The sequence below is a fragment of the Achromobacter sp. ACRQX genome (assembly GCF_022346505.1).
Taxonomy (GTDB): Bacteria; Pseudomonadota; Gammaproteobacteria; order Burkholderiales; family Burkholderiaceae_B; genus Achromobacter; species Achromobacter animicus.
Map to the genome: position 1 here is coordinate 38,467 of NZ_JAKRML010000027.1, position 26,917 is coordinate 65,383.

Below are 26,917 nucleotides of genomic sequence, written 5' to 3' on the forward strand. Positions count from 1 at the left end.
AGTGCGGGGGTTCGTGCCTGAAGATTTACGACGCGGGGGTGGTCGAGCCGCCCGGGGTGGTGGAACCGGTGCCGGGGGTCGTGCCAGGGGTCGGCGCGGGCGATGCCGGCGGCGTGCCACCAGGAGCGGGCGTGGTCGCGCCGGGAGTGGGGTTGGCCGCCGGTGCCGGGGCATCTTCCTTCTTGTTGCAAGCGCTGAGCGCAACGGCCAGCACCGAGGCAATAATCAAGGTTTTGCTCATCATTATTTGAACTCCTGTAGATGACGACTCTTGAAACCCCGTTAGGGGAAACCAGAATTCAGGCTACAGGAAGGTTCATGCCGATCGCGTGTGAAAGTTAAAGCGGTGGCATCCCAAAAGCAACAAACCTTTCAGCTTGGTGTTATGTCTTTCTTGATGTGACCCGGCTTACAGACCTGATTTCTTTCTGTGCGACACGGATACTTTCAGGTTTCCAGATACTACTCGGGGCGGTAATGAATCCAACCCGAGTCCAGCCAATCCGCCAGGCAGGAACGCGCATCCTCTGAAAGACGGGCGCAAGCGGGATGCGCACAATCCAGGCTACGCGCATCGGCCAATAGGCGCAACGCCGCGTCGGCGGGCGTCATGGCCGTTTCCCCGTTGATGAAAAGCTGCTTGCCGCGATACAGCATGCGGCTGCGGCGATCCAACACCAGGCGGCCGGACGCGGGCCAATCTTCTTCCAGATCGACATCCAACCCCTCGGGCGCATCGAACACGCTGAGGTTGCTGGGCTCGGTCAGCCAGCAGCCCAGGAAGCGCGATGCCAGGGCATCGTCAAAACGCAGCTTTTCGACCGTTTCCAGCGTGGCGGCCACCAGTCCGTCCGGCAGCGCCGCGGGCGTGTCCACCGCCGGCTGACCCGGGTCACGGTAGACCGCCGACAGCTTGGGGCCGGGCAGGGCAGGCTCGCCATAGGGACCGCCCAGAAGGCCCACGCGGGCCATCACCTGGTCCGCAGCGGCTTCCAGGAGGCCGCGCGCCAGTGTCGCCTGCGTCGGCGCCCGGAAACCGATGGAGATCGTCATGCAGCCGTCGCCCATGGCAATGCCGTCATGCGCGGCCTGCGGCGGCAGGTACAGCATGTCGCCCGGCGCCAGCACCGCCTTTTCCTCGGGTTGGAAGTTGCTCAGGATCTTGAGCGGCAGACCCGGCTCCAGCGACAGGTCCTTCTGGCGGCCGTAGCTCCATTCGCGCTCGCCCGCAGCCTGCAGCAGGAACACGTCGTAGCTGTCGAAATGCGGACCGACGCCGCCGCCGTGGCTGGCGACGCTGATCATCACATCGTCCAGGCGCGCGTCCGGAATGAAGCGGAACAAGGCCATCAGTTCGGCCGCCGCATCGCTATGCAGGTCCACGCTCTGCACCAGCAGCGTCCAATCACCCTCGTTGTCCTTGGGCAGGCGCGCGAAGGGGCCGTTTTCCATCTGCCATTCGCCGTTCTCGCGCCAGATCAGACGCGATTCCACGTCGTCGCGGCGCGCGAGCTTCTTGATGGCCGCGATGGTGACGGGCGGCTTGAAAGCCGGAATGGCCTGGCGGATCAGCAGCGGCTTCTTCTGCCAGTAACGGCGCATGAAGTCGTTGGGGCTTTGATTGCCCAGGAGCGGCAGCGGTTGGTCGAGGTTCATTGGAGGTGCTTCTTCAAGCGGTAAAGGGCATCCAGCGCTTCGCGCGGGGTGAGGCTGTCGGGGTCAATGGCGGAAAGCTCCTCGCGCAGCGAGTCCAGCGCTTCGATGGCGTCCGAACGTTCGGCTTCGGCGTACGCCTGCGCGTCGGCCTCGGCGGCGGCCGAGAACAGGCCGAGCTGCGGCGTCGGGGCGCCTTGCGCTTCCAGGCGTTCAAGTTCGCGTGTCGCCTGGCGGATGACCGCGGCGGGCACGCCCGCGCGCTGCGCCACCTGAATTCCATAGCTGCGGCTGGCCGGACCTTCGCGCACTTCGTGCAGGAACACAATGCCGCTTGCCGATTCCGCGGCGGCCAGGTGCACGTTGGCGGCCGTGGCCTGCTCGGCGGGCAGACGGGTCAGTTCAAAATAGTGCGTGGCAAACAGCGTCAGCGCGCGGTTGTGCGACAAGAGGCGGCAGGCGATAGCCCACGCAAGCGCCAGGCCGTCGTAGGTAGACGTGCCGCGCCCGATCTCGTCCATCAGCACCAGACTGTTGGGCGTGCTGGCCGACAGGATGGCCGCGGCCTCCGTCATCTCCATCATGAAGGTCGAGCGTCCGCCCGCCAGATCGTCGGCCGCGCCGATGCGCGTGAAGATGCGATCGATCTTGCCGATCCGGGCGCGCGACGCAGGCACGAAGCTGCCAATGCGCGCCAGCAGCACAATCAGCGCCACCTGCCGCATGTACGTCGACTTACCGCCCATGTTCGGGCCGGTGATCAACAGCATGCGCCGCGCCGGATCCAGGCGGCAGCCGTTCGGCGTAAAGCGTTCGATGGCGCGCTCCACCACCGGGTGGCGGCCGGCGTCGATGTCGATGTCGGCTTGTTCGGAGAGCTCGGGCGCGACCCAGTCGTGGCGCTGCGCGTGCTCGGCCAGGGCGGCCAGCGTGTCCAGTTCGGCCAGCGCCGCGGCGCAGTCGGACAGCGGGCGCACGTGTTCGGCCAGCACGTCGAGCAATTGCTCGAACAGCCATTTTTCGCGGGCCAGCGAGCGGTCCTGCGCGGACAGCACCTTGTCTTCCCAGGTCTTGAGCTCGGGCGTGATGTAGCGCTCGGCGTTCTTGAGCGTCTGGCGGCGGCGGTAGTCTTCCGGCACCTTGGCCGTCTGGCCCTTGGTGACCTCGATATAGAAGCCGTGCACGCGGTTGAACTCCACGCGCAGATTGCTGATGCCGGTGCGCTCGCGCTCGCGGGCTTCGAGCTGGACCAGGAAGTCGCCGCCATCGGCGGCCAGTCCGCGCAATTCGTCCAGTTCCGCGTCAAAGCCAGCCGCCAGCACGCCGCCATCGCGGATCGCCACGGCCGGCTCGGGGGCAATCGCCCGCACCAGCAGCGCGGCCAGCGCGGGATCCACCGACAGGTGGGAGATCAGTTCGCCGATGCGCGGCGAGGCCGACATGGGCTCGACCAGATCGGCCAGCGCCGGCAGGGCCTGCAGCGCATCGCGCAAGCTGGCCAGTTCGCGCGGGCGCACGGACCGCAGCGCCAGTCGCGCCGCGATGCGCTCGATATCGGGAAAGGCATTCAGGGAGGCGCGCAGGGCTTCCAGCAGTCCCGCCGAACCGAACGTCTGCTCGACGTCCATACGGCCGGCCAGCAGCGCGGAAATGGCCTGCTGCCGCGCCAGCGCCTGCTCATTCTCGCGCAAGGGGTGATGCAGCCAGCGGCGCAAGAGACGGCTGCCCATCGGCGTGCGGCAACCGTCCAGCAGCGAGAACAGCGTGGGCGAGTCTTCGCCCGACAGTGTCTGCGTCAGCTCCAGGTTGCGGCGCGTGACCGGGTCCAGCAACACGAACTGCCCGGGCCGCTCGGCGGACAGGCTCTGCACGTGCGCCAGCGCCTGCGACTGCGTGCGCGCGGCATAACGCAGCAGGGCGCCCGCTGCGCAAATGCCGGCCGGCATATCCTCAATGTCAAAGCCCGCCAACGTGTCGGTCTTGAAATGCGCCAGCAGATGCGCACGGGCGCCGTCGCTTTCGAAGTGCCAGTCCGGCACGCGGGAGCGCGCGCCCTCGAACGGAAAATCGAATTCGGCGCTGTCGGCGCAAATAATTTCCGCCGGCGCGATCCGGTGCAATTCGGATTCCAGCTGGGCAGGTGCGCATTCGGTCACGCGGAACTCGCCGCTGGCCAGATTCAGCCAGGCCAGTCCCGCTCGCGGGGCACGCGCGCTGCCGCTGACGAAAATGGACGCCAGCGCGCGGTCCGCCTTGGCGGGCAGGAGCGCGTCGTCCGTTAACGTGCCAGGCGTCACAATGCGCACGATACGGCGCTCGACCGGGCCCTTCGAGGCGGCGGGATCGCCGATCTGTTCGCAGATGGCGATGGACTCGCCCATCGCGACGAGCCGCGCCAGGTATTGCTCCATGGCATGCACGGGCAGCCCGGCCATGGGAATGGGCACGCCGTTGGACGAGCCCCGCTTGGTCAACGTGAGGTTAAGCAACCGCGCGCCGCGCTCGGCGTCTTCGTAGAACATTTCATAGAAGTCGCCCATGCGATAGAACAGCAGCAACGGCCCGGCCTCGGCTTTGAGGCGCAGGTACTGCTGCATCATGGGAGTATGTTGTGAATCAATGACTTGCGACATGCTTATATTAGACAGTCTAAAACTCAGGCGGTTTTCTTTGCTTGGCGGCTGAACGTGGGGCCATCAACTACAGGCACTTCACGCAGCCGGATGTATCGATCAGTCATGGCGGCGGTCGTGTGGCCAGCCAGCAATTGCGCGTCCTTGCCCTGGCGTTTTGCATCCGTCAGGGATTTGGCGCGAAGGTCATGAATGTTGGCGTCTTCGACACCGGCAGCCTCCACCGCTTCCTTCCATCGGTCCCTGGTGGCGCCATAGGAAGGCGCTCCCTTAGTGTGGGACCGGGTGCGAAATAGGGTGGGACCCAGCACGTTACCATTCAGAGCGTTTGCCCGAGCAATCGCGTCCCGTAGCTCTGGCGTCCAGCGGACCAGCAGTTTCGCGCCAGTCTTCTGCTGGTCGAACGCTATGCCATCGTCGTTGATGTCCGCTCGCTTGATAGCGATCACATCCCCGACGCGCTGCCCGGTAAGGTACAGCAAATCCATGATGACCTGCATCCGCGGGTTTGCTTTCGCGTAAATGGCGGCGTATTCGTCGTCCGTGATGTAGCGCTGGCGCTTTCCCTCGGCATGACGGCGGATCCCGACGCAAGGATTGCTGTCGACCAGTTGCCATTCGACGGCATAACTGAAAACCGTCTTCAGGAACGACAGCACGCGGTTCGCCATGTTTGGCGTGTCGGACATGTCCATCTTGAGCGCGGCAACGTGCTTCGGCCGGATCTGGTCCGGAGCGAACTCGGCAAACGTCTCTTTGATCCGAGCGGCAGCGATCTTGTACTGGTCGATGGTGTTCTTCGACAGCTTGGGAGATATGTGCGTCAGGACCTTTTCCACAAGCTCCGGCATGCCTCCACGCGGGTTATCGAACCGACGTGCATACTCGGCCAAAGCGGCAGGCAGATCCGCCGCCAGGCGAGTCCACTTACCGGCTTTGACGTAGTAGTAAGCGCCGTGCTTTTCATAGACGCAGGGCGGCAAATGTTTGTCAGATTTGCGCGGACGGCCCATTTCTCAGCCTCATTTGCGGTTCCCGAGACGGGATTGTATCGGGGTGGCCCTTGTCCACGTATCGACGGTAGACCAGCAGAGAGCCATCGGGCCTGACCTGATAGCGGATCCCCAAGGCTTTGAGGACCTTCATCTGGGCCGGCCGACGCTGGCGAGCGGTGATCTCGCCGATTTCCTTGTCGGTAAGGGTCAGCATATCGCCTCCAAAACAAAGCCCGCGCTAGGCGGGCATCCAATACTTGCGGGTTACTTCCAGCACGCGCTGGATTTGGTCAGTAGTCATCAGCCGGCGGGTTGTGTTTGCAGTAAACGGCCCAGGCTTCCAGCGCCTCACAGATGATCTCGTCGGAATAGCCCATGATAGAAAGGCGTGTGCGAACCTCTGCCAACTTGACGTTGCGCGGGGAATTGCGAGCGTAAGTGACCGCAGCACGCAGCGCGTTGAATGCGGCTTCTGTCACGCTCCCTCCTTCGCCAATTCCTCGGCCCGCACAGTCACCCGCTCAACTGGGATTGCATTGCCGCTGGTGAACTTCTCCCGCAGCAGCATCCCATCCCTCGCCAGCGCCACCAGCTCGTCGCGCTCTCCAATACTGAGCGTCACCGCAGAGCCATAGGTCTTGCAGTGCGCCTCGCGGGTGGCTATCTGCTCTAGTTCGTCTTTGGTCATGTCTGTCTCATTAATCAATCACAGTAGGGCGCTATGCGCTATATATGAGTCAAGCGCCTCCGTCCTTGTGGTCGGGGTGGATCTGGGCAGCTCCAATTTCCGCAGCCGCCAGCACAATCGCTCTCCGCACGCCAATGAACTCGCCCTGGTCTTCGGCCAGGAATGGCACTTCTATAGTGCTTGTGCACATAGGGTGCTCAGCGTGGGCTATGGCCCGGTCTGTCTTACGCTGAACTGTCATGTACAGGCGAACAGCAAGGCGGATGGCAGCTGCGTCGTCTTCCAAGGGATTCCAGCCTCTGCGAACCATTTCCATGTGCTGGTCGGGGATGCTGGTTCGTCCAAGTGCTGCGCGTGCCGCCAGTTCCAGCAATTCGCGATCACTCTGCATCGCGGCCCTCCTTCTGCGCGCCCGGTTGCGCGGACAGGGCGGCGCGAGCCACCTCAAAGCGTTCCAGCAGCTCGTCCTTGTTGGAAAGCTCCAGACCCTGCTGGGTCACGATCTGCGTGGCCTGCCGATCCCCGACCCATACCGTCACGCCAGCATATCCAGCGCGCGGCACCGCCTCGCTGGCCTGGGGCGCGGCATACACCGTGACCAACTCGTATCCATATTTGCGCTGTAGCTCGCGCTCGTGGTCTTGGATCGGGGCGTCCGCCAAGGCTTGCCCGGTTGAGTACGAGCGTATCTCTCCGTTTTTATGGACAGCGAGAACCGCGAAGGGCCGCGCCTCCCCGGCTACAGGGGCGCTTGCCTGGGCGGCGCGGTATTCGCGGGCCAGCACAGCGAGTGCCCGATACAGTTCGCCATTCGTATCGGCGGGCGCTTGCAGTGTGTGATACGGGCGCGGGAAATCGGCGAAGTGAAGCGCGACCGCAAGCGACATTTCTTGCTCATCGGCTACAGGGGCGCGCAGCTTGGACAGCCACAAGCGCATGCGTTCGACGCTGACGATGGCGGTGGGGCTGTCGCCGCAAACGTTGATGATGCCGCTGATCTCGGTCGCGACGAAGTCCTGCTGAGCCGGGGCGGGGGTGTGGGTGGTCATGCGAATAACCTCTCTTGTCGTTGAGCGTCTTCAATTCGACGGCAGGCGATGTCGAAGTAGGCGGCCACGGACTCAACGCCGTAAAAGCTGCAACCTGCCTGTATGGCTGCCACTCCGGTTGAACCGCTTCCCATGTAAGGGTCCACGATGGACGCAGGGCGGCCAGCTTGATCAATGCTCCATCGCATTAGGATTTCTGGTTTTTGCATCGGGTGAACCCGCTTCTGGCCCGACGTAACTTCGTGTCGGGCACCTTCACCTACGCACAGACCGTCCCACAGCAAGCGGAAGATGCGAAGGGCCCCGCCCGGGTTGACGTTCGTCCATGCGGTTTCACCGTCCCCCTGGGAGCGCAGCTTTCCAGTCGGCACTTTGTCCCAGACCAGGGTGCGGCCTTGTGGTAGCAGATGGCCGAACTTGTGCGCTCCCCAGATCAAAACGGCAGGCGCAACATCGAGCAGGTGCCTTGGGTCAAACGGCTCGTCGTCGCCATCAATTTCAGCGTGCAAATTCGGAAGCATTTGCAGGGTCTTCCCATTACGCTGGACAACTGCTGATTCGCGCGATCCTCCCTTGTAGAAGGTGTTCACCTTGTAGCTTTGCCCGTAAGGAGGGTCGGTTATCACCGCTTCGACCCTCGGAATCGTCGGCAGGATCTCGCGGCAGTCGCCCAGGTACAGGGTGGCTCCGCCAATGTGCTCGACTCGCATCACCCCTCCTGCTGCTGAGAGGCTGCAATGTGATCGATCATCGCGTCAAATTGCTCCGGCGTCGGGTAGGCACCCGGCCGCAATCCGATTGCCTCACCGGCGGCGCTTATTTGGTCCGCGCCGTTTGCCTCGTCAGCCACTGACTGACGCACGGTTCGATACCGAGCCGCATCCCGCGCATCGCCAGCAGCGGGAGCGGCAACGGAGGCCCGGGCCTGCCATGCTTGCCATGCGCAATGGCGTGCGATGTCGAACCGGCCGCTTTGCGGGTCATCGACCATTTCGCAGCCAGCCATTCCCCATGCTTCGAACGCTGCCTGCTCGTCCTTCGCATCGTCCTGTGCGCTGGCTGGAGGGGTGGGGGCAGCGGCGAGCATGGCGCGGTAAGCCGGAGCCATCGTTGCGATCCCGAGTGCGATGGATTCGAGACTTGAGCCGGGAGCGGCATCCATGCTCATCAGCACGATCTTGGCAGCGGCGCGGGCCATTTGGATATCGGCTTCTGACGCGGTAGGCCACACAGCCACGGCGGCGGCTGCCAGAATCTCGGGTGTCGGCTCAACCGGGACAAGCTTCCATTGTTGGGTCATTTGTTCACGCTCCAGGGTAGAAGAAGGATGCAATGCGGTTGGCGATGTACAGGAAGAACACACAAGCCAGCCCCAGGCCGATCACGAAGCCCGGGAGGCCCCAGACCATCACAAGGCTCTCCACCGGGTCTTCATCGTCGTCACGGAATTCGTTCGCTTCCATCACATCCCCCTCAGGAGCGCACGCTCCTTGGCTTGCATAATCAGGTAGTCGTAGTCCACGGCCCGAGCCACAATCTCGGCACGGCGCTGCATGTACTGCTTGTCGGTCGTGATGCCGTCAACGCGGTCGGCGTCGGCTTGCTCAAGTTGTTGCGCGAGGTCCATATCTGCTCCGTTAGGCGGGTACGTACTTGCGGATGCGAAGCTTCTTTGCGGGCGAGCATGCGCGGATGTGCCTTGCTTCTTCTCGGGTATCACATGAGCACATGTGACGCCAAACTCCAGCTATATGGGCTTCGAGCACCCAGACATGAGTAGGTGACATGCATTCCTCCAAGGAATAGGGTGGCAGCCCCCAGCGGATGCTGCGGGTTCCAGGTGGGTTGTGCTGGGAGCTGCCGGGAAGGCTAGAAAGGTATGTCCGACAGGTCGTCGCTGGTGCTTGGTGCGGCCTGACGCGCTGCTGGCTTAGAGGTCGGGCGCTGCTCAGATTCGTCGTTCTTGCCACCCAACATCTGAAGCTGGTCAGCGACGATTTCAGTGCTGTAGCGATCTTGGCCGCTGTCCTTGTCCGTCCATTTACGAGTCGTCATCCGACCAGACACGTAGACCTGCTTGCCCTTGGTCAGGTAGTCCGCGCAAATCTGCCCGAGCTTGCCAAAGGCGACTACGCGGACCCACTCGACACCCTCCTTCTCCTTGGTCTTCCAACCTACGGCCAAGGAGAAATTGCTCACTGCGGTGCCATCAGGGGAAAATCTTGTGTCAGGCTCTTTGCCCAGTCTGCCGATGAATTCGCATCGGTTCAGGTCATTGCTCATGCAGGTTCCCCTTCAGGGATCAGGTTGGTTTGGTCTGGTTCTTCCTCGGGTTCGGGTGGCGCGTCGGGCTTCTCCCAGGCGTAATGCTTGCCTTCCAGCTTTACCCAGAGGTCGTCGCGGAACATGTTGATAGTCGGCCAGTCGAACGACTTGATGCGTTCCCAGGACCGACTGCCGAATACGTCTTCCAGCAGGTCACCCTTGGCTTTCTTGGCGTCCGCGGATTGCCCGGGGTAGTGCTTGCCGACGATTTCGGCGATCTCATCCAGGGCGATTTCCTTCATGCGCTTCTCTTTCTGCCAGCGCGGTTCGCCATCCTCTGCAAACAGTTCTTCGCTGGTGCGGGTGGTATCGATCCCCAGATGCTCGCCGCCTAGGTTCAAGAACTCGATGTGCGGCAGGAAGTCGCGGAAGGTCGGATTCTCGAACGTCTTGCCGTCGATGCGGGTGCTGCGATCCTTGAGAACCGTAGCCGTGCGCCATACCCGAGTACCGCCACCCTCGACCAGTTCCTGGCTCTTCTCCATCAGGATCAGAATCGACGGCTCGTAGCCGGTCTCGGTTTCTGCCTTCATCTTGACCCCTGTCTTCGCGAGTTCCTTCTTGCCGGACTCGTTCTCGAAGAAGTCGTATTCGTAGCCAGCGCGGCCGCACATGATGATGTGGCACTTGCTGTTAACGAACAGGTCGGTGAACTTGCCCCACTCGGACTTGAGCCACGCCCAGTCTTGGAATTCCAGGCCGCGCTTGCGGTTCTTGCGCTGGGCGTATTCCTCGGTCAGGTTGCGCCAGAAATGGCTGATGGAGTCGATCAGAAGAACAGACCCGGACGCCTCCGCTTCACGAACGGCGGTCAGAAGGTCGACGAATGCCCGGGTCTTGGCGGTGAACAGTTCGATATGGGCGGCGTCGAAACGGGGCTTTACCCAGTCCGACCCCGTCTCCGTGTCCAGAAACATGACCGGATTGTTCCCGGCAGGCAACTCGCGCTGGCGCATCAGTTCAACCAGGCCAATGGCGATCTCCGACGCGGTGTAGGTCTTGCCGTCACCAGCAAACCCCATAATCCCGGCCTTCAGGTAGGCCTGGGTGTTGGTGGCTCGTTGAAAGAGTGCCATGTCTATTCCTTTGCGGCGTATCGGGTGCCGCCGTCCTTCGCCCAACGTTCGGCGGATTCTTGGTCGGCCTGTTGGACGCATGCCAGAGCGCCTACGATGGCGCAGATGATCGAGAAAATGCCCACGGCGGTGTGGGCATCTGTTTGGAGGATCTTGCGGAGTAGGCGGGTCATGTCTTAGCTCGCGCGGCCAGCATGGCGTCGGCCATGGCGTAGGAACGTTGCGCCACGTAATCGGCATCCCCGGCGGGGACTGGGTGCTTGTCGCCGGGGTCGTAGCTGGAAAGCCACCCCTGCATGGCCTTGGCCGCGAAGTAGTCGCGCACGCTTAGGCCGTTGAAGTCGGGATCGTCCTGCAAACCAGGGACCGGGAAGGCGTTGCCGCCGTCTTTGTCAGTGTTCATCTATCCCTCCAATTCAATCTTGATCGCGTGCTTGATATCTCTCTGAAGATGCAAGCACCACTGAGAATTGCTGTTCATCACCGCCTGCAAAATAGCCAGATGATCCGCATGCCCGAGATTTGCGAAGAAGTCCGCATCCTCCAGCCGCTTGGTCCACCACATCGCGTCATGCCCGTCTGCGTCCCAGCTAGCAGGGTTGCCCAGCGTCTGGCATACGTCCTGCACGGTGGCGGTGAGGACTTCGTATTGTTCGTCTCCATGCCATCTGTCCATTGGTTAGCTCCAACCCACTACGCACGCGAGCGGGATAATTAGGGTTGCGTAGTACCAGCGCATGGCCCAGGCGTTGTGCAGCATGTGCTTGAGGGCGGCTAGCATGGCGGGGCCTAGAATCATGGCTTCACCGTCACGATGTAGCCGTCGCCCTTGCAGCACTCGCACACGCGCACGCTGCCTGGCTTGATGTACGACAGCACCAAGTCGATGAAGCTGTTGATCTTGGATTCCAGATCGGCCCAGTCTCTGCCGGAAAGGCCGCGGCAAACGATGTCGGCACTCTTCGCGTAGTTGGACGCCGCCGACGCGAGTTCCATGATCCTGAATTCGGATTTGGTCTGCGTCCGGCGCACCGTGCGGCGGCCCACCTTGTAATCGTTTTGCTTCGGCTCATGGTGCATGTATCCCATGAGGGTGACCGTTCCAATATTGCGATGGTCGGTGACGGCAAAGTCACTGCTTCGTTCGCGCGCCGCCTCTACCAGCGCGGTCGCTGCGCGCCCAAACAAGGCATTGCCGTCGATGGTGACCGGGTGCTTGTGCCACGTTTCGGGGTACTCGCGCAGACTGGCAGGGAATTCGACCTTGATGTCGTCCGGCTTGGCCTTTGGGGCGCAGTCCCGGTCAATTACCAAAAACTCGAGCGGCTGTGGCTCGCGCTGGACGTTCTGGTGCTTCTTCTCGTAGAAGACCGATTTGTAGACAGCAGTAGGGTCCGTGGGGATGTAGCAGTGCTCTTCGTCTTCGTCGTATTCGTAGCGGAACGCGTCCGCTCCCAGCTCGGCCGGGAACGTCGTGACGTCGCGGTATTCAGGCTTCAGGCTCCACCCGATAAGCTCAAGCCCCGGCGCAGGGATCCGGGCCAGCGTCTGAATGCTGCCCGAGACCATGAGCCAACGGGGATTCCCCGGGCAGGTCTGAGCGGCCCCAGCTCGGCCGTTCACCAGCATGCTTTCCGGGCTCACCGTCTGGTAGCCGGTGCGGATGTACGACGTGCCTTCGTGCTCAAGGATGATGATCTTGTCGCTCATACGATCTCCAATCAGGTAAGCCCCCGCTCTCCCCCGGCATACCCTGCACGGGAGAATTAGGGGAAGAGGGGAACTTATAAATGTGCCGGTTACGTCTCCGGCGCGGACTTCCACCGCCGTATTGATTCCGCTCGTCTGCTGCGTACGCGCTCGGCGCTGCACGCTCGTTGCGGTCCAGCCGGACTTGACCCAGCCGGGTGGGTGATAGCAGCCGGGTTTGGCCCGGACCGGCTAGCACGGTACTGCTGCCATCAAGGGAGGCGACCCATACCCGGCCAGGTCGATTTACCGCCGCTTACGCAACGGAAAGGTCGCCTCTCTTGAGGACCCCGGGTTTCGTCCGGGAGACGGCCGACTGTTGCACGGCGCCAGGGAGATTTGGGAGAGGGTGGCCGGTGCTGAATCTCCGGCATAGAAATGCCAGCGAACCTACTTTCCTAGCGCCGTTAGCCGACATTCGGAGTTTTCGGGAATGCTGGTCACGCATCAGCCTGCGTATTCACCCTCATCAGACGAAACCACGCCCGGTGTATAGCCCCGGTTGTTTCGTACCCTTGACGTATCGAACTACACGTATTAACGCTTGATTGACGCAACGTTGCTAAAGCGCTGCGGTAATCCCGTGGTTTCGTCTGATGAGAGTTCAGGGCTTGCGCGGCCCTGAGCGCGTTACCTAACCTTCACCAGATCGCCAAAGTCGTCCATAACGCCAAGACCGTACGAGTACCAGCCGTCACGGCCTAGCGTTACCCAGTACGTAGCGTCGGCGTGGTCCCACATCTGGTACCAGCTGGCCATGGCGTTGCTGGCGGATGCCGTGTAGTGGGTGGTTGTCATGGCTATGCTCCGGTGGCTTTGGCGATGGCAGCGCGGGCCTTTGCGGCCAGCTCGTCTCCATTTGCCGTGATTCCCTTGAGGAACTCGCCAAACTGCTTGTCGTCCATGCACACAGCCGTATCGAAACCGGTCGGTTGCGAGTGGTATGCAAGGAGGTCCTTCAGCGCCTCAAGAAGCAACGGGGCTGCGGCGATCAGGCGGGCGTTGGCATCGCGGTGCGATCGGGTGGCAAAGTCGGTCCCGCTCCAATTGCTCCCTACGAAAGCATTTCGGCAGTCAGCAATGCTAAACACGCTCCCGTTCTCTGCGCTGACGATGCCCTTGTATTCTTCCCACGGTCCCGGCGTATGCGTTGTCATATCTTCTCCTTTGCCATTCGGGCTGCTAATAGGGAGGGGTTAGAACGTTGTCGGCCGCGCAATTCCGCGAATCACGGCCATGAAACCGCGTTGCAGGTCCGTCGCGCCGCCGCTTCTTTCAGGATTCACGTGTCTGCGTCCTGTCACGGCGCAGGAATTACTGACTCATGCAGTAGGCAAGGTGGACAGCCAAAGGCACGTCGTACTCGCTGACCATCACAAATCCGCCGCGTACTGGAACGTCAACTTTCCGTTCAACGACCAAGCCGCGATCAATCAACTTCTTCACCGTGCGCTTGCTGGGCTGCGGCCACGGCGAACCGTCCGGGTACTTCGAGCCGACACGCCAACCTTGCAAGCAGATCAGCCATTCCTGTGCTTGCGTCAGTCCGGTGAAGTCGTAGCCCGCGTCAAGTTCAGGCATATCTCTCTCCTTGTTCATTCGTCAGCTCGCTCATAGAACGGGCTGGTGAATGTGGCCTCCTTCGAGGCCATATCCTCTTCCCTTGCTCGCAGCGTCTAGGACTCCCAAGGGGCACTCGTCCTAGCGATCCGGTCCACCAGGTTGCAGCCCTGGCTAGGCAATTCCCGCGTGGTTCACCACCACTCTTACGGTCTGGGCATCCGGGCTTTCTCTCTCGGCGGGGCCACCGCCTGGAATCCCTGCGGCTTCGCGGTGCCGGGCTGAGCCACTAAGCGGTGCGATGTCTTGCAGTGATTCCATTGAACCATGGTTCATTTCCAAAAGTCAACCATAGTTCAGTGTTGGGCGTAAAAAAACCCGCTAATTGCGGGTTCGCCTGGGATGCTTAGGTCACTTCGCTATATAGATCACGGCTACTACAACGCCGATCAGGAACAACATCATCCAGCCAGACGGTTCGTACTTCGGAGGAGGCAGTTTCACGGGAGCGCCTGCCGCATCCTTTTGCTGCGACACAGGGACCAGCTTGCAACCACAATGCTTGCAAACCTTCGCCTCAGCCAGCACAAGCTCAGCGCAGTCCGGGCATTTCACGTGCGTCGATGGATTCGGACGTTCGGCCTTCGTGGCAAGATTCGCGCTGACCAGAAGGAAGATGCCTGCCAGCAGGGGGCTGATCAGGCAGGCCAGGATGAACCATCCGAACCCACTGCGCCCTCGGCCGGAAGCAACGATGCCCACGACAAGCGCGAACAACAACCAGAAGAAGATGATTGCGATCATGTGGCGATTCTAGCGCCAGAGTTCGTGTACCTCTAGACTAACCGCAGTCTGCGGGGTCCTCGATAGCCTTGAAAATGGTTGCCACGTGACCTTTCCAGGTCGAGTAGTACGTATAGCCCTTGGCATGCGTGCTGTTTCCTTCCTGCCGCAGATCTATCAAGAGCGCGACGCTACCTTTGGAGAGACCGGGCATTTCAACCGTTATGAAGCCTTCGTTGGGGTTCCCCGGGTTCTGGACAACCTTGCCCGCATCGCTGCACTTTGATTGATGCTCATACAGCGCCTGGCTAATTTGGGCGATAGTGAGAGGGAAATCCTTCTCTGCGCGCAGGTGCGCTTGGTTCCTGATATCGGTGGCCGAGATGTTCTGAACGGCGGCGCAGCCACCCAAGCCTATAAGAATGGCAATAAATGCTAGTCGGTTCATCCGGTCCGTTCCCTTATGTATTTACGAGCGTATCCATTGCCCAGCCTCATCGTCCCGAAGCCTGGCTCCTGACCATACGACCTGCCCAAGTATTCTCACTGGCGATCCGTTTTCTAGAGGTATGTCGTAGTACGCAGGATTGAACGAGCGGGCAACCCAGCGTCCAGTGAGCTTGTCGCGTGCCACCGTCTTTACGAGCATCTTGCCGTCGTAGTTGATGGCGTACACACCGCCCGTTGCCACGTCCTGCAGCGTCAGGTTCTCATTGGGCACGACTAGCAGGGCAGCGCCGTCCCTAATGACCGGCTCCATGCTGTCGCCTTTCGCATATACCACACGCGCTTTTCCATTGTCCGCGCCCACTGCTTTCAAAAACGAACGGCGGAACTGGATCATGCCTGTCTGAGATTCGTCCTGGTTCTCGATGCCATCGCCCGCGGCGAGACGGACCTCTGCAAGCTCGGGGACCTTTTCAAACTTGTCATTCGCAGCATGGGGTTCGCCAGGCCCCACGTTAGCGGTCACGCCAGTCTGCGTGCTGATCCGAATCTTTGGATTGCGCTCCGCTTGGTAGGTCGTATCTCCCCCTTCCCAGGGCGCCGGAGGCAGGCCTGCTATGCGCATAGGAAACGGATCATCGGCATTGTCCATGTCGACCAGTCCACCCGGCTTGTGAGCGCGCAGCGGGATGACGGCAGCAGCAGGCATTTGAGGCTGCTGTGGGGCTACCTGTATTCCCAACTTCATCTGGGCGATAGCCAGGGCAATCGCTCCCTCGAGCTGTCTCATTCTGCTATCGGACAGTTCTCGGACTTGATCTTCCGGGATGGTGGAGAAAGGCCAGGGGGAGGGCTGTGGCGCGGCAATTGCGCCCGACTTCATGTCGCCCTCTCCAAGTGCTAACCAATCGCTGGAAACACCAAGAAGCCTAGCCGCAAGGGCATTGTTCGCTGCGTTGAACGCACTCGACTTCCCGTCGATCACCTTCTTCACGGCTTGATAGGACGTGTTCAAGCCTTCTGCCAATTTGGACGCAGAAACGTTCGCCGCCTGCATTGCGGCGGAAAGGCGATCTCGATACTCAACCATAGTTGTAAAAGTAGCCGATTTTCGTCTAACCATAGTTGCTTTCAGGGCGTGAACTATGGTTCAATAAGGGCATGAAAAAAGCCGAAGCCATCCGTCTTCTAGGCGGAACCGTGACATCAGCAGCCAAGGAAATTGGCATCACGTATCAAGCCGTCGACAAGTGGCCTGATGAATTGACGCGAGCCATTGAAGACCGCGTTATCGCGGCCTTAGCTCGACGGTCGATGCGTCCTGAGCTGCTTGGGCTTCCTGCCAAGCCTCGGAAGCGAGGAAAAGCCGCCGTAGTTGGCGCTTCGTAGTCCGGTTGAAGAGTTGTTGTTTTCCATGCGGTGAATCTTAGTTGCACCGCACAAGGGCCGAAAGGCTGAAAGAAATCAGATTTCAAGGTGACGCATGACCTGCCGCTATACCAACACTGACTGGCTTGACGTTCTGTACAACTGCGTGCGCAAGACGCCGGGCGGTGTGGCTGACGCGGCTCGCTTTCTGACGGAGCGCCGCGGCAAGTCGATCCACCCGGAAAGCCTGCGCGCAAAGCTCAAGCGCTCGGAAGGCGATGCGATCAGCGTGGAAATGGCTGATTTGCTGAGCGAGTGGATGGAAGAAAAGGCCGGCGGGTCCGCGTACGCCCGCGATTGGGTTGAAGCCCACTCGGTGGGTCGCCATGGCTTGGCCGTGATCGACGTTCCCCCCGCTCCTGAAGGTGGGTGGCCTGACGAACTGAAGGCGATCCAAGAGAAGGTCATGCGAGTTTCCGCTCTGACCGGCAAGATCGCTTCGTCCACCATCGATGCTCTTTCCGATGGCTCTCTGTGCCAACAAGAGAAGGACGAGCTCTACACCTTGTTCATGGACCTCGCAGTAATGGGTTTCCGTGGCGCCCGCAACGTGTCGAGGGCGTGATGGAAACCCAGGTCTTCTACCTGTCTACCCCCTTGGCTCGTCGCAATGCGGCGCATGCGTGCGCTCATGCGCCCCACGGCTACAAGGTGGAGATCAAGGCGAAGACTCGCTCGAAGTCGCAGAACGCCTTTTCCCATGCCTGGTACGAGGAAATCTCTCTGGCTTTGCCCGAAGACGATGCGCTGGGTTGGAAGTGCTACTGCAAGCTGCATCACGGCGTTCCGATCCTGCGCGCTGAAGATGAAGAGTTCCGCGCAGCGTATGACGGCGCCATCAAAGGCCTGTCCTACGAGCAAAAGCTGCTCGTGATGCGCGTCTTCCCCGTCACTTCCCGCATGACCACCAAGCAACTGACCAAGTACGCCGAAGCCGTCCAAGCCGACTTTGCGAGCCGCGGCGTTCTCCTGGAAGTGGAGGCCGCATGACCTGGAATTCCACCCTCAAGCGCAGCACTCCAATGCGGGCTAAGTCGGATCGCGGCCAAGGCCTCGGTCAGAAGGTTGCAGCGCACCTTGGATTCCTCCGCCCGCTGGGGATGAAGGCCAGCACAGTAATGCGTTCAGAGAAGCACCGCAGGAATGTGGCCGGCCTGGATTGCGTCGTGTGCGGTCGTTTTGGACCCTCTCAATGCGCCCACGCCAACTTTGGTAAGGGGCTGGGCCTGAAGGCATGCGATTCCCAAACTTTTCCCGCTTGCCCGGACTGTCACCGGTTCCACGACAGCGGCGGGATTAGCAAAGAAGCGCGCCGCAAGCTCGAGGTCGTTTACGTCGACCGTACCAGGGCCGAACTCATTTCCCGCAGCCTCTGGACCCCGGAAGTTGAAGCGGCTTACCGAGCGGCCTACGAACCTCTGAAGAGGGCTGCGGAATGAAGACGTTTATCAAGTCTCACCTGATGGAAGGCTACTGCAGTGGCCTGATCCCCGCATGGTTTGTGCGGGTTGTTTTCTCGGTCTTGCGGCTGAGGGGGTACTGAAATGGCAAGAGCCAGAAATATCAAGCCGTCCATCATGGACAACGAAGATTTGGCAGAACTGCCAGCTTTGCACCGCCTGTTGTTCATCTATCTGTGGATGTTGGCAGACCGCGAGGGGCGTCTTGAAGACCGGCCCAAGCGGATTGCCGCAAAGGCCCTGCCTTATGACCGTGATGCGGACGTCGAAGAGATCCTGACGGGACTGCAGCGCTTTGGTTTTATCGACCGCTATCAAGCTGACGGAAAGGCTGTGATTCAGGTGGTTGCCTTTGCCAAGCACCAGTCTCCGCACGTCCGTGAAAGTGAATCGGAACTGCCTGCCAAGGAACAAGGCACTGCCAAGGTAGTGCCTGAGCACAACCTAGGCAGTGACGAGGCATCGCCAGGATCGCCTGATTCTCTGATTGCTGATTCTCTGATACCTGAAGAAAACAATATGTCGGGCAAGCCCGACGTCGGTCCGGCTGAAGAGCCCAAGTCCAAACCCGTGAAGGCCACAAATGCCCAGGCCCGGGAAATCCTGGCGTACCTCAATGCCCGTACCGGCTGCGACTACCGGGACGTCGAATCGAACCTGAGCCTGATCCGAGCCAGGATCGATGAGGGGTACTCGGTTCAGGAGGTGAAGGCCGTCATAGACGACCGAGAGGCGAAGTGGCGAGGCAACGACAAGATGTGGCCCTACATGCGTCCGGAGACGCTGTTCGGCGCCCGGAAGTTCTCGGGCTATGTCGGCCAGGTGAAGCCCACGGCTCCTGGCGCTGGCTGGTGGCTAAAGGCCGGATTCGGCACCCCGTTTGAAGCGGAGAACGCTGGCTGCAGCGAGAAGACCGCGTACCTGTGGCGTGATGGCCACCGCATGGAGGCAACAGCATGAATGCGCAGGAATTGTCCAACCGCTTGGCAGAAGACGCCCTGCGTATCGCTGAATACCTGCTGCCCGGTGGCAAGAAGGCCTCAGGCGAGTGGAAAGCGGGCAGCGTGTCGGGAGATGCAGGCGGTTCCCTGTCCGTCCGCCTGACGGGTTCGAAGAAAGGCGTCTGGAAGGACTTCAACACTGGCGAGTCGGGCGACCTGCTGGACTTGTGGGCTGCCGTCCGCATTCTGTCTATCGGACAAGCCATGGCGGAAGCCAAGGCATTCCTAGGCATACGCGACAGCATGCCGAAGAAGGATTTGCCGACCTACAAACGCCCGTCCAAGCCTGCCGCGCACAAGCCGAAGCAACCCGTCCGGGATTGGCTGATGAGCCGCGGACTGACCGAAGAGACGATTGCCGCCTTCCAGATCGCAGAGCAGGAGCGTAATGGAAAGGCCTACGCGGTATTCCCCTACCTGCGTGAAGGCGAGTTCATCAACGCTAAGTACCGCTGCGTGACGGATAAGAAGGACATGCGCCAGGAAGGCGGGGCAGAACCGTGCCTGTTCGGCTGGCAGTTGATCGACCCGAAGACCCGCAGCGTGGCGATCTTCGAAGGCGAGATTGACGCCATGACTGGGCATCAGATGGGAATTCCGTCCTTGTCGGTCAACGCAGGAGCTGGCAACCACCAGTGGCTAGACAACGATTGGGAACGCCTGCAGCGTTTCTCGGAAATCTATCTCTGCTACGACAACGACGAGGCGGGGCAGAAGGGCGCCCGAGAAGTGGCGAACCGCCTTGGCCTGGAGCGCTGCAAGGTCGTCCTGTTCGACAAGGCCAAGGACGCTAACGACTACATGCTGGGTGGCGCGGAAGCGGCTGACTTCGACCACTGCTTCAGGGCAGCGCGTCCGTTCGACCCGGAAGAGCTTCGCCCCTTGTCGGACTTCTGGGGGCAGGTGAAGGCTTCGTTCTGGCCCAGCGGAGATAAGGTCGTCGACCCGTGCCTGACCTTCAACGGCACCGACCAGACATGGTTTCAGTTTCGCCAAGGAGAGCTATCGGTCTGGACCGGCTACAACGGCCACGGCAAGTCGCTCCTGCTGAACCAAGTCCTGATCGGGCTGATGTGCCAGGGCGAACGAGTCTGCGTGTTCTCCGGCGAAATGACGCCAGTGAATCAAGGGCGTCGGATGACCAAGCAACTGACCGGCCAAGACCGCCCGGCCCAGGCATATTTCGACCATTGCGGCCAATGGCTGCAGGACAAGGCATGGCTGTTCAACCTGACCGGTACCGCGAGCATCGACCGCCTGCTGGAAGTGTTCCGCTACGGATTCAGGCGCTACGGGATTCGGCACTTTGTCATCGACAGCTTGATGATGACCGATGTCCCGGAAGACGGAGCGGGCGCCATGTCTGCCCAGAAGGAAGCCATGCGCAAGCTTGCAGGGTTCTGCCGCGAATTCGGTGTTCACCTTCACTTGGTGGCGCACCCGCGCAAAGGCGAGAACGAAAAGAAGAACCCCGGAAAGATGGACGTCGCGGGCAGTTCAAAGCTGACCGATGCCGCGGACAACGTTTTTTCGGTCTGGTCGGCGCAGAAGGAAGACGGCGAGGATCCGGACACTCCCGACGCGAAGCTAGAGCTTACCAAGCAGCGTAACGGCGAAACCCAAGCACGCAGCCTGTACCTGTTCTTCAACCGCCAAGCGATGCAGTTCACCACCAACCCGCAGCGACGGCCATACACCTACGTCCAGTACTCGGGCGTGCCGGAAATGGTCTGAGTCAGGGAGATCAACATGCCCCCGAGAAATTACACCTACCCCTCGATCCTGGAAGCCCTCGAAGAACGCGGCGACATGACCCACCGAGAGCTTACCGAGGATCTGAAATGCAGCCCGGTCACGGTTCACGACAACCTGCGAAAGCTCCGCGACGACGGGAAGATCCATATCTGCGATTGGCTACCTCCGAAGGGGAAGGGACCTCGTACACCCGTTTATCGCTACGGCTACGGACGGGACGCCAATCGGGTTGTGCAAAGCAACGAGGATCGGAACCTCAAAAAGTTGGCCTGGGTCAAGGCGCGTGCGATGCGTCAAAAGCTGGCGGAGTGCCAAACCAACCCTTTTTCGACCCTGATTGCCCAGGTGGCGCCATGACTTATCGCCAAGCGCTGCACATTGCATTTGTGGAATTCGGCACTAGCTGGCGGCTGCTTCCCAGATATGGCAGCGAAATCCTTCAACACCTAGGCGATGCACTCGCTGTGTTGGGCACGTTGTTGTTGATCTTGCTGGGACCTGTGCTGGCGCTGCTTGCCCCTGTGACGGCGTTTCTTGTTCTCAAGGCTGACCGTGCCAATCAGCGTGGCCGGCGCGAGGCGCAGCGCAAGATTGATGAGCACTATGGCTCGCGACATCAGAGGGTGGAGAAATGAAGCAAATGGACGTTGCTTTGGATCCGATGGCTGGCACGGGCCGCATGGCCACTCTGGCAATTGATCCTGGTCCCCAGCAGTCAGGCTGGTGCTACATGCGCGGGAATGAACTCTTGGATTCCGGCGTGTGGGCGAACGAGGACATGCTCGACTTTGTCCAGCATCGCCAGTTCCAGATCAACCCTACCCGGCTGGCCGTGGAAATGATCGCCAGCTACGGAATGCCGGTCGGCAAAGAGATTTTCGAAACGTGCGTTTGGATTGGTCGCTACGTCCAAGCCTGGCACAACCCGATGACAGTTCGCTTGGTCTATCGCAAGGACGTAAAGCTGCACCTATGCGGGACCACCCAAGCCAAGGATGGGAACGTCCGGCAGGCCATCATCGATCTGTATCCGGCATCCGGTGGCGGTGCTACGCCGCAGATCGGAATCAAAGCCAAACCCGGACCGTTGTACGGGGTATCCAGTCATGCGTGGCCCGCTATCGGTGTGGCCCTCACCGTTCAAGCATGGCAAGCATCCCCAGGATGCGGAGATTAGCCCCCTTATTCGCCGCAGATTCTGCGGAGATTATCCGAGACTGACTAAAGGACAACCATGGCACTCCCAAGAACAATCGAAGACGCGAACAAGCAAATGCGCACCGCAGCCCTTGACCGCTTGAAGACTGAATACGGCGTCATTCTGGACAAGACAGCGCGCCGGGCGGAAGGCATTGCCGCCGCCATCCGACAGATTGAACCCGGCCTCGACTCCGGCGACCCAATGGTGGTTATCCGGGCATGGGTGGCTTTCAAGCCGACTGAGGTAGTGCCCGGCAAGCTGGCGTTCGCCAGTGGCCGACCCTACACCTTGGACAGCACGATGAGGAATGCCGCGGCGAGGCTGCAGGCTATGCGTATGCCTAGCCCGGTCAGCATGTCCAGCAAGGTCCAGTACAGCCCGGAGTTTGCGTGATGGGCGCGCTCCTGCCGAAGTGGGCGATGGGCGACCCGGCAATCGTTTGCGAGCGCCTGGAAGAACTCCGACGTCGACCGCAGAAGCCACGGCTAAGTCGGCAGGAGATCGCAAGACAAGGATTGGAGCAGCTATTCAGCGAGGATCACATGACGAAAGACGAAAGCGAACAACTGGAAGAACTGCTCATGACCTGGTACCACTGGGCCAAGGCGCACCGGGAGCATCTGGGGCATAGCCGGGTGGCGCCGGGATTCCAAGGTGTGTCCGACATGGACGCCTACGGGGATGACGACGACACCGACGCGAAGCTGAACCGGTATGTGGCGGAACAGGTGGACGTGTGCCTGAGTACGCTGCCGGTTGACCTGCGCGCCGCTGTCGGAATCAGCATGCGCAACAAGGACGTGCCGAATCAGGTATTCCGCAACCCTCGCTGCAGCCCGGAGGAACAGCACCAGCGCTACCACGCAGCCAAAGAGCAACTGCTCCCGATGTTGCGCAAGCGAGACATGATCAAGGTGATTGCGTGAGGGGTTGCATACTCGGACCTAGCTCACTAAGATCGCTCCAAGTGGACGGCGCTCGTCCATAGGAAACGAAGCCCGCCAGGAATCTGAGCGGGCTTTTGTTATTGAGCGATTATTTGGTTTGCTTGCGTTATGTAGTTCTCGTCGCCGGTGAGCCGTGCCGCTTCATAAGCTTGCAAAAGAATGTACTTCTCCCCTTCGAAGGGGAATGCTTCGTCTTTGCTGAGCCCCGGCCACCACAAGCTCAACGTGTTCCGGTGCTTGGGTTCATCCCCGCCTTCGAACTTAGTCACGTGCGCTCCGTTGCGCATATCGATGGCGGCGCTCCACAGCAGCGCCGATTGGAATTGCGGAAGTGTTGCCAAGAATTTTATGAACGGATGTGCCATTACTGATCCTTGAGGGAAGAGGATCGGAAATATTAGCGCATCCTTTCAACGGATTAGACATGACCCAACTGGATCGAATTGAGGCCAAGCTCGACGCGCTGCTGGAAGCTCTGGCAGATGAAGGCGAAGAGATGGAGCGGCCCGAACTCACGCTGGATGGCGAGGCAGTAGGCGGCGAGCGGGACGATTCCCAGCCGCTATGACCTGGCCATTCCGGAAGCAGCCAGTAGTTGCTGGCTCCTTGTGGGTTAGCAAGATGACAGGCTTCGAGAAGGAAGTAGTAGAGGTGAAGGACGGATGGGTGCGGTACCGCTTGGTGCCCAGGTCGGTAATCCACCAACCGTCCGAGGTCGCTTCAGTTGGGCAGTTCCGCAGTTGGCATAAGCCGCTATGAGCAGCCAACCCTGGAGCGCTTGGTACAAGACCTGGCGCTGGCAGAAGCTAAGGGAGCGCCACCTAAGAGCGAATCCCCTCTGTGTAATGTGCCAGGCAGAAGGAAGGGTGACAGAGGCAAAGGTGTGCGATCACATCGAGCCGCACAAGGGTGATCCCGAGAAGTTCTGGAACGGCCCCTTTCAGTCACTGTGCAAGGAGCACCACGACTCGGACAAGCAGAGGCTGGAGAAGTCCGGGCGCAGGAAGGTGCAGATAGGCACTGACGGCTATCCGGTCTCTGTTACACGAGCCGGATAAGAATAAGAACCCGAAACTTCGGCACAACCATCGGCGAAAAAATGCCGATACGGTGAGGGCTGGGGGCAAAAAAATGGCGATACGGGTAGGGGGGGAGGGGAAAAACCAAAAGCCCCTTCCCGACCAAGACCGGCCGCTCACCTTCCTTTTCGCATCCGCAATTCAAAAGACGAGGTAACAAATGGCTCGACCGAGGCTCCCGGCCAGCAAGGCGGAGGTCTCCGGCGCCGCTGTCCATGACCCGCAACGGTTCAAGGATCGGAAGGCTCCGAAGGGAACTCGCCCGCTTGGCGAACCCTACGTGAAGATGACCGACGAGCAGAAAGTGGCGTGGGAGGAATACCGCGCCGAGCTGCCTTGGTTGAACAGTTCCCACAGACCGCTATTGCGCCTGGCCTGTATCTGGACGGCGCGAATGGATGACGCCGATTTTGGAGTTTCGGCAACGCAGGCGCTTAGCTCGATTTTGTCGAAGCTGGGCGCGACTCCTGTTGACGAGACCAAAGTGAACCATGGCGACGGCGAAGACGAAGACCCCGCTGACAAGTTCTTTGGCCGACCGCACTAAGGAGTACGCAGAGGCTGTAGTGGCTGGGGTGATCGTTGCTGGCCCCCATGTGCGCAACAGCTGCAAGCGGCATTTGTTGGATCTGGAGAAGGGCGGAGAGCGCGGGCTATATTTCGACCACGCCGCTGCCGAGTACGCCTTCGACTTCTTCGAAGGCGTTCTCAAGCTCTCTGAAGGCCAGTTCGAAGGCAAGGATTTCGAGCTTCGCCCCAGCCAGGCGTTCATCGTCGGGTCGCTGTTCGGTTGGAAGCGGGCTGATGGGACGAGGCGCTTCCGTCGAGCCTACATTGAGCAGGGGAAGGGCAACGGTAAGTCGCCGTTGGCGGGTGGGATAGGGCTGCTTGGGCTGACCGCCGACGGTGAGGCCGGTGCCCAGATATACGCCGCCGCGGCAAAGAAAGAGCAGGCCGGAATTCTGTTCGCTGATGCCGTGAAGATGGTGAAGGCGTCGCCCAGCCTGAAGAAGCGTCTGGAGTTCTCGGGCGGCGAAGGTCGTGAATACAACATCGCCTACCACCGGAATTCGAGCTTCTTCCGGCCGGTGTCTCGCGATACCGGCAAGACAGGCTCCGGCCCGCGTCCGTACTTCGTGCTGGCCGATGAAGTTCACGAGTTACCGGATCGCAAGATCATCGAAATGCTGGAGCGGGGCTTCAAGTTCCGCCGGCAGCCGCTGCTGTTCATGATCACGAACAGCGGATCGGATCGGAACTCGGTGGCGTGGGAAGAGCATGAACACGCGGTGAAGGTTGCCGCGGGGCATACGGAAGCCGTGAACGACCCGACTTTCGTCGGGGAGGTTATTGATGACCGGACCTTCAGCTATGTGTGTGCGCTGGACGAAGGGGACGACCCGCTGCGCGATCCAAGCTGCTGGATTAAGGCGAATCCCCTCCTGGGGGTGACGATCACCGATGAAACGCTGGGGGATATTGTCCACCAGGCGAAGGCGATTCCCGGGCAGCTAAACGGGATCCTGCGGTTGCATTTCTGCGTGTGGACCGAAGCGGAAACCGCTTGGATGACGCGGGCCACGTTGGACCCGGCGCTTGCGGATTTCGAACCGGAAGAGCATGTAGGTAAAGCCGTATTTACCGGGCTGGATCTGTCTCAGAACCGGGACATTACTGCGAAGGCCTCTGTGGTCCAAACGGGAATGACCGAGGATGGCAAGCCCACGTTTGATGCCTGGGTTGAGGCCTGGACGCCGGGGGACACGATCCTCGCCCGCGAGTTGCGGGACAAGATCCCCTACACGGTGTGGCGCGATCAGGGGTTCATCCACGCTCCACAAGGCGAGAACATCAACTATCGGCATGTGGCGCAAGCGCTTGCCGAGGATGCGCAACGTTTCAAATTGCCCTTCGTGGCATATGACCGGTACGCGTTCAAGCGGTTTGAAGAGGCGGTCCAGGAGATCGGCTTGCAGCTGGAATTCCTGGAACATCCACAGGGCGGCACGAAGAAAGGTCAGCCGACTGAGGAAATGAAGAAGGCAGCCGAAGCGAGGGGTGAGAAGGCGGAAGGCCTTTGGATGCCCGGGTCGCTTCGTTTGCTGGAGGACGCTCTGCTGGAAGGCAGGATCCGTCTTAAGCGAAATCCGGTGCTGATCTCCGCAATGATGTCGGCGGTCACCGAAGAAGACAAATGGGGCAATCACTGGCTGGCTAAAACGCGGTCGATCAACAAGATCGATGCCGCGGTAGCGCTTTGCATGGCATTCGGAGCCGCAAATACGGCAGCCACGTCGAAGCGCAAGCTGGTCCTAGCAACGGCAGGCTGACATGTGCCAAGGCTGCATCAACCGTCAACGGAAGCTGGTCGCGTGGCTGTGTCGGCGCGGCATGACAAAAATGTGCGAGAAGGCTCAAGCCACGCTCGCCAAGATGGAAGCGAGGCAGAAATGAGGGCATACAGCTTTTTCGAGGTCAAGGCGGTCAACGATGAGCGACGCATCCTGACTGGAACTGCAACGACTCCGACGCCCGACCGCGTGCGTGATGTAGTCGAGCCGATGGGGATGACGCAACGCGGCCCCGTCAATCTCTTCCTGTACCACAAGCACGACAAGCCGGTGGGGCATGTCGAATTTGGCCGCCCCACCAAAACGGGCGTGCCGTTCGAGGCTTCGATTCCCGACGTGAAGGAAGAGGGCACGGTGCGCGACCGAGTGAATGAAGCATGGCATTCCGTGAAGTATCGCCTGCTGCAAGCGGTCAGCATCGGATTCAACCCTCTGGATGACGCTGTGGAGATGCTTAAGACTGGCGGCCTGCGCTATCTCAAGTGGGAGATGCTGGAACTATCTCTCGTAGGAGTGCCCGCCAATCCGGATGCCTTGGTGCACGCGTACAAGTCGCTGCCAGAAGGCGGCATGCTGCCCGGCGATGTCCTTCAACAGATTCGGTCGCTCGACGCTAGGGCTGCCCAACTTCAATCGGTACCGCTAATCAAGAGTATCGAGCAGCAAAAGAATCTTAACGGCGCCGTCCGACTGGTCCGCGCCTGACTTTTGATCGGCCGCCTGCCGTTGCACGCAGG

40 protein-coding genes are annotated in these 26,917 nt (G+C 60.5%); 15 read left to right on the top strand and 25 right to left on the bottom strand.

From position 1 onward, the window contains the following. Positions 1 to 25 precede the first annotated feature (25 nt). The 24 genes from MHZ91_RS21220 to MHZ91_RS21335 form a co-directional block, all read right to left on the bottom strand. Positions 26 to 241 (bottom strand): endopeptidase, encoded by a 216-nt coding sequence (locus tag MHZ91_RS21220; RefSeq protein ID WP_239215542.1) that lies wholly within the window; start codon positions 239 to 241, stop codon positions 26 to 28. Positions 242 to 462: 221 nt separating this feature from the next. After that, on the bottom strand, positions 463 to 1,656 hold the full coding sequence (locus tag MHZ91_RS21225) for a cupin domain-containing protein (protein WP_239215544.1): 1,194 nt from the start codon (positions 1,654 to 1,656) through the stop codon (positions 463 to 465). Further along, positions 1,653 to 4,253: a DNA mismatch repair protein MutS gene (gene mutS, locus MHZ91_RS21230; RefSeq protein WP_239215546.1), complete on the bottom strand. Its 2,601-nt coding sequence runs from the start codon at positions 4,251 to 4,253 to the stop codon at positions 1,653 to 1,655. The genes MHZ91_RS21225 and mutS overlap by 4 nt, the downstream gene beginning before the upstream one ends. 56 nt (positions 4,254 to 4,309) lie before the next feature. Next, complete coding sequence (locus tag MHZ91_RS21235) at positions 4,310 to 5,299, bottom strand: tyrosine-type recombinase/integrase (RefSeq protein WP_239215548.1); 990 nt, start codon at positions 5,297 to 5,299, stop codon at positions 4,310 to 4,312. Further along, the gene (locus MHZ91_RS21240) at positions 5,277 to 5,495 is read right to left on the bottom strand and encodes a DUF4224 domain-containing protein (protein ID WP_239215550.1); all 219 of its coding nucleotides are present in this window, start codon (positions 5,493 to 5,495) and stop codon (positions 5,277 to 5,279) included. Before MHZ91_RS21240 ends, MHZ91_RS21235 begins: the two co-directional genes overlap by 23 nt. A gap of 76 nt (positions 5,496 to 5,571) precedes the next feature. Then, complete coding sequence (locus MHZ91_RS21245; RefSeq protein ID WP_239215552.1) at positions 5,572 to 5,760, bottom strand: hypothetical protein; 189 nt, start codon at positions 5,758 to 5,760, stop codon at positions 5,572 to 5,574. Continuing rightward, positions 5,757 to 5,969 carry a hypothetical protein gene (locus tag MHZ91_RS21250; protein WP_239215554.1) on the bottom strand — a complete coding sequence of 71 codons (213 nt, stop codon included), beginning with the start codon at positions 5,967 to 5,969 and terminating at the stop codon, positions 5,757 to 5,759. Before MHZ91_RS21250 ends, MHZ91_RS21245 begins: the two co-directional genes overlap by 4 nt. A 49-nt stretch (positions 5,970 to 6,018) precedes the next feature. Continuing rightward, positions 6,019 to 6,360, bottom strand: coding sequence for a hypothetical protein (locus MHZ91_RS21255; RefSeq protein WP_239215556.1), 342 nt, complete (start codon positions 6,358 to 6,360; stop codon positions 6,019 to 6,021). Continuing rightward, the gene (locus MHZ91_RS21260; protein ID WP_239215558.1) at positions 6,350 to 7,018 is read right to left on the bottom strand and encodes a hypothetical protein; all 669 of its coding nucleotides are present in this window, start codon (positions 7,016 to 7,018) and stop codon (positions 6,350 to 6,352) included. Before MHZ91_RS21260 ends, MHZ91_RS21255 begins: the two co-directional genes overlap by 11 nt. After that, entirely contained in the window at positions 7,015 to 7,728 is a 714-nt protein-coding gene (locus tag MHZ91_RS21265; protein WP_239215560.1) for a DNA methyltransferase, read from the bottom strand. The genes MHZ91_RS21260 and MHZ91_RS21265 overlap by 4 nt, the downstream gene beginning before the upstream one ends. Further along, positions 7,728 to 8,318 carry a hypothetical protein gene (locus tag MHZ91_RS21270; RefSeq protein ID WP_239215561.1) on the bottom strand — a complete coding sequence of 197 codons (591 nt, stop codon included), beginning with the start codon at positions 8,316 to 8,318 and terminating at the stop codon, positions 7,728 to 7,730. The genes MHZ91_RS21265 and MHZ91_RS21270 overlap by 1 nt, the downstream gene beginning before the upstream one ends. A 4-nt stretch (positions 8,319 to 8,322) precedes the next feature. Then, positions 8,323 to 8,481, bottom strand: coding sequence for a hypothetical protein (locus tag MHZ91_RS21275; RefSeq protein ID WP_239215562.1), 159 nt, complete (start codon positions 8,479 to 8,481; stop codon positions 8,323 to 8,325). Then, a complete protein-coding gene (locus MHZ91_RS21280; RefSeq protein ID WP_239215563.1) occupies positions 8,481 to 8,645 on the bottom strand; it encodes a hypothetical protein in 165 nt (54 codons plus the stop codon). The genes MHZ91_RS21275 and MHZ91_RS21280 overlap by 1 nt, the downstream gene beginning before the upstream one ends. Positions 8,646 to 8,887: 242 nt before the next feature. Beyond that, entirely contained in the window at positions 8,888 to 9,301 is a 414-nt protein-coding gene (locus tag MHZ91_RS21285) for a single-stranded DNA-binding protein (RefSeq protein ID WP_239215564.1), read from the bottom strand. Then, positions 9,298 to 10,419: an AAA family ATPase gene (locus MHZ91_RS21290; protein ID WP_239215565.1), complete on the bottom strand. Its 1,122-nt coding sequence runs from the start codon at positions 10,417 to 10,419 to the stop codon at positions 9,298 to 9,300. The genes MHZ91_RS21285 and MHZ91_RS21290 overlap by 4 nt, the downstream gene beginning before the upstream one ends. A gap of 169 nt (positions 10,420 to 10,588) precedes the next feature. Next, positions 10,589 to 10,822 (bottom strand): hypothetical protein, encoded by a 234-nt coding sequence (locus tag MHZ91_RS21295; RefSeq protein WP_239215566.1) that lies wholly within the window; start codon positions 10,820 to 10,822, stop codon positions 10,589 to 10,591. Beyond that, positions 10,823 to 11,095: a hypothetical protein gene (locus tag MHZ91_RS21300; protein ID WP_239215567.1), complete on the bottom strand. Its 273-nt coding sequence runs from the start codon at positions 11,093 to 11,095 to the stop codon at positions 10,823 to 10,825. Positions 11,096 to 11,214: 119 nt separating this feature from the next. After that, positions 11,215 to 12,129 carry a hypothetical protein gene (locus MHZ91_RS21305; RefSeq protein ID WP_239215568.1) on the bottom strand — a complete coding sequence of 305 codons (915 nt, stop codon included), beginning with the start codon at positions 12,127 to 12,129 and terminating at the stop codon, positions 11,215 to 11,217. 669 nt (positions 12,130 to 12,798) lie between these two features. After that, positions 12,799 to 12,966, bottom strand: coding sequence for a hypothetical protein (locus MHZ91_RS21310; RefSeq protein WP_239215569.1), 168 nt, complete (start codon positions 12,964 to 12,966; stop codon positions 12,799 to 12,801). A gap of 2 nt (positions 12,967 to 12,968) precedes the next feature. Next, the gene (locus MHZ91_RS21315) at positions 12,969 to 13,325 is read right to left on the bottom strand and encodes a hypothetical protein (protein WP_239215571.1); all 357 of its coding nucleotides are present in this window, start codon (positions 13,323 to 13,325) and stop codon (positions 12,969 to 12,971) included. Between the two features lie 157 nt (positions 13,326 to 13,482). Continuing rightward, entirely contained in the window at positions 13,483 to 13,749 is a 267-nt protein-coding gene (locus tag MHZ91_RS21320) for a hypothetical protein (RefSeq protein ID WP_239215573.1), read from the bottom strand. 390 nt (positions 13,750 to 14,139) lie between these two features. Further along, positions 14,140 to 14,532, bottom strand: a complete 393-nt coding sequence (locus tag MHZ91_RS21325) for a hypothetical protein (protein WP_239215575.1) — start codon at positions 14,530 to 14,532, stop codon at positions 14,140 to 14,142. Positions 14,533 to 14,569: 37 nt separating this feature from the next. Then, positions 14,570 to 14,959, bottom strand: coding sequence for a hypothetical protein (locus tag MHZ91_RS21330; RefSeq protein ID WP_239215577.1), 390 nt, complete (start codon positions 14,957 to 14,959; stop codon positions 14,570 to 14,572). Positions 14,960 to 14,980: 21 nt separating this feature from the next. Then, on the bottom strand, positions 14,981 to 16,048 hold the full coding sequence (locus MHZ91_RS21335; RefSeq protein WP_239215578.1) for a S24 family peptidase: 1,068 nt from the start codon (positions 16,046 to 16,048) through the stop codon (positions 14,981 to 14,983). 71 nt (positions 16,049 to 16,119) lie between these two features. On the opposite strand from MHZ91_RS21335, the gene MHZ91_RS21340 reads away from it, so the two are divergent. The 11 genes from MHZ91_RS21340 to MHZ91_RS21390 all read left to right on the top strand — a co-directional run bounded on the left by MHZ91_RS21340 (position 16,120) and on the right by MHZ91_RS21390 (position 22,729). Continuing rightward, positions 16,120 to 16,347 carry a Cro/CI family transcriptional regulator gene (locus MHZ91_RS21340; RefSeq protein ID WP_239215579.1) on the top strand — a complete coding sequence of 76 codons (228 nt, stop codon included), beginning with the start codon at positions 16,120 to 16,122 and terminating at the stop codon, positions 16,345 to 16,347. A 94-nt stretch (positions 16,348 to 16,441) separates the two neighbouring features. Continuing rightward, the gene (locus MHZ91_RS21345) at positions 16,442 to 16,951 is read left to right on the top strand and encodes a hypothetical protein (protein ID WP_239215580.1); all 510 of its coding nucleotides are present in this window, start codon (positions 16,442 to 16,444) and stop codon (positions 16,949 to 16,951) included. After that, positions 16,951 to 17,376, top strand: coding sequence for a recombination protein NinB (locus MHZ91_RS21350; RefSeq protein WP_239215581.1), 426 nt, complete (start codon positions 16,951 to 16,953; stop codon positions 17,374 to 17,376). Before MHZ91_RS21345 ends, MHZ91_RS21350 begins: the two co-directional genes overlap by 1 nt. Further along, positions 17,373 to 17,825 (top strand): hypothetical protein, encoded by a 453-nt coding sequence (locus tag MHZ91_RS21355; RefSeq protein WP_239215582.1) that lies wholly within the window; start codon positions 17,373 to 17,375, stop codon positions 17,823 to 17,825. Before MHZ91_RS21350 ends, MHZ91_RS21355 begins: the two co-directional genes overlap by 4 nt. A gap of 138 nt (positions 17,826 to 17,963) precedes the next feature. Beyond that, a complete protein-coding gene (locus MHZ91_RS21360; RefSeq protein WP_239215583.1) occupies positions 17,964 to 18,806 on the top strand; it encodes a conserved phage C-terminal domain-containing protein in 843 nt (280 codons plus the stop codon). Beyond that, the gene (locus tag MHZ91_RS21365) at positions 18,803 to 20,581 is read left to right on the top strand and encodes a toprim domain-containing protein (RefSeq protein WP_239215584.1); all 1,779 of its coding nucleotides are present in this window, start codon (positions 18,803 to 18,805) and stop codon (positions 20,579 to 20,581) included. Before MHZ91_RS21360 ends, MHZ91_RS21365 begins: the two co-directional genes overlap by 4 nt. 15 nt (positions 20,582 to 20,596) lie before the next feature. Beyond that, positions 20,597 to 20,959 (top strand): winged helix-turn-helix domain-containing protein, encoded by a 363-nt coding sequence (locus MHZ91_RS21370; RefSeq protein ID WP_239215585.1) that lies wholly within the window; start codon positions 20,597 to 20,599, stop codon positions 20,957 to 20,959. After that, positions 20,956 to 21,237 (top strand): hypothetical protein, encoded by a 282-nt coding sequence (locus MHZ91_RS21375; protein ID WP_239215586.1) that lies wholly within the window; start codon positions 20,956 to 20,958, stop codon positions 21,235 to 21,237. Before MHZ91_RS21370 ends, MHZ91_RS21375 begins: the two co-directional genes overlap by 4 nt. Further along, entirely contained in the window at positions 21,234 to 21,779 is a 546-nt protein-coding gene (locus tag MHZ91_RS21380; protein WP_239215588.1) for a hypothetical protein, read from the top strand. Before MHZ91_RS21375 ends, MHZ91_RS21380 begins: the two co-directional genes overlap by 4 nt. Positions 21,780 to 21,836: 57 nt before the next feature. Further along, positions 21,837 to 22,196 carry a hypothetical protein gene (locus tag MHZ91_RS21385; protein WP_239215589.1) on the top strand — a complete coding sequence of 120 codons (360 nt, stop codon included), beginning with the start codon at positions 21,837 to 21,839 and terminating at the stop codon, positions 22,194 to 22,196. Beyond that, a complete protein-coding gene (locus MHZ91_RS21390) occupies positions 22,196 to 22,729 on the top strand; it encodes a hypothetical protein (RefSeq protein ID WP_239215590.1) in 534 nt (177 codons plus the stop codon). The genes MHZ91_RS21385 and MHZ91_RS21390 overlap by 1 nt, the downstream gene beginning before the upstream one ends. Positions 22,730 to 22,827: 98 nt before the next feature. On the opposite strand, the gene MHZ91_RS21395 is transcribed toward MHZ91_RS21390, so the two are convergent. Continuing rightward, positions 22,828 to 23,115 carry a hypothetical protein gene (locus MHZ91_RS21395; protein WP_239215591.1) on the bottom strand — a complete coding sequence of 96 codons (288 nt, stop codon included), beginning with the start codon at positions 23,113 to 23,115 and terminating at the stop codon, positions 22,828 to 22,830. 59 nt (positions 23,116 to 23,174) lie between these two features. On the opposite strand from MHZ91_RS21395, the gene MHZ91_RS21400 reads away from it, so the two are divergent. From MHZ91_RS21400 to MHZ91_RS21415, 4 genes are all read left to right on the top strand, one after another. Next, positions 23,175 to 23,318, top strand: coding sequence for a hypothetical protein (locus MHZ91_RS21400; RefSeq protein ID WP_239215592.1), 144 nt, complete (start codon positions 23,175 to 23,177; stop codon positions 23,316 to 23,318). A gap of 797 nt (positions 23,319 to 24,115) precedes the next feature. Further along, a complete protein-coding gene (locus MHZ91_RS21405; protein ID WP_239215637.1) occupies positions 24,116 to 24,376 on the top strand; it encodes a hypothetical protein in 261 nt (86 codons plus the stop codon). Continuing rightward, positions 24,321 to 26,159 carry a terminase large subunit gene (locus MHZ91_RS21410; protein ID WP_239215593.1) on the top strand — a complete coding sequence of 613 codons (1,839 nt, stop codon included), beginning with the start codon at positions 24,321 to 24,323 and terminating at the stop codon, positions 26,157 to 26,159. The genes MHZ91_RS21405 and MHZ91_RS21410 overlap by 56 nt, the downstream gene beginning before the upstream one ends. A gap of 120 nt (positions 26,160 to 26,279) precedes the next feature. Continuing rightward, complete coding sequence (locus tag MHZ91_RS21415) at positions 26,280 to 26,885, top strand: HK97 family phage prohead protease (RefSeq protein WP_239215594.1); 606 nt, start codon at positions 26,280 to 26,282, stop codon at positions 26,883 to 26,885. Positions 26,886 to 26,917: the final 32 nt, after the last annotated feature.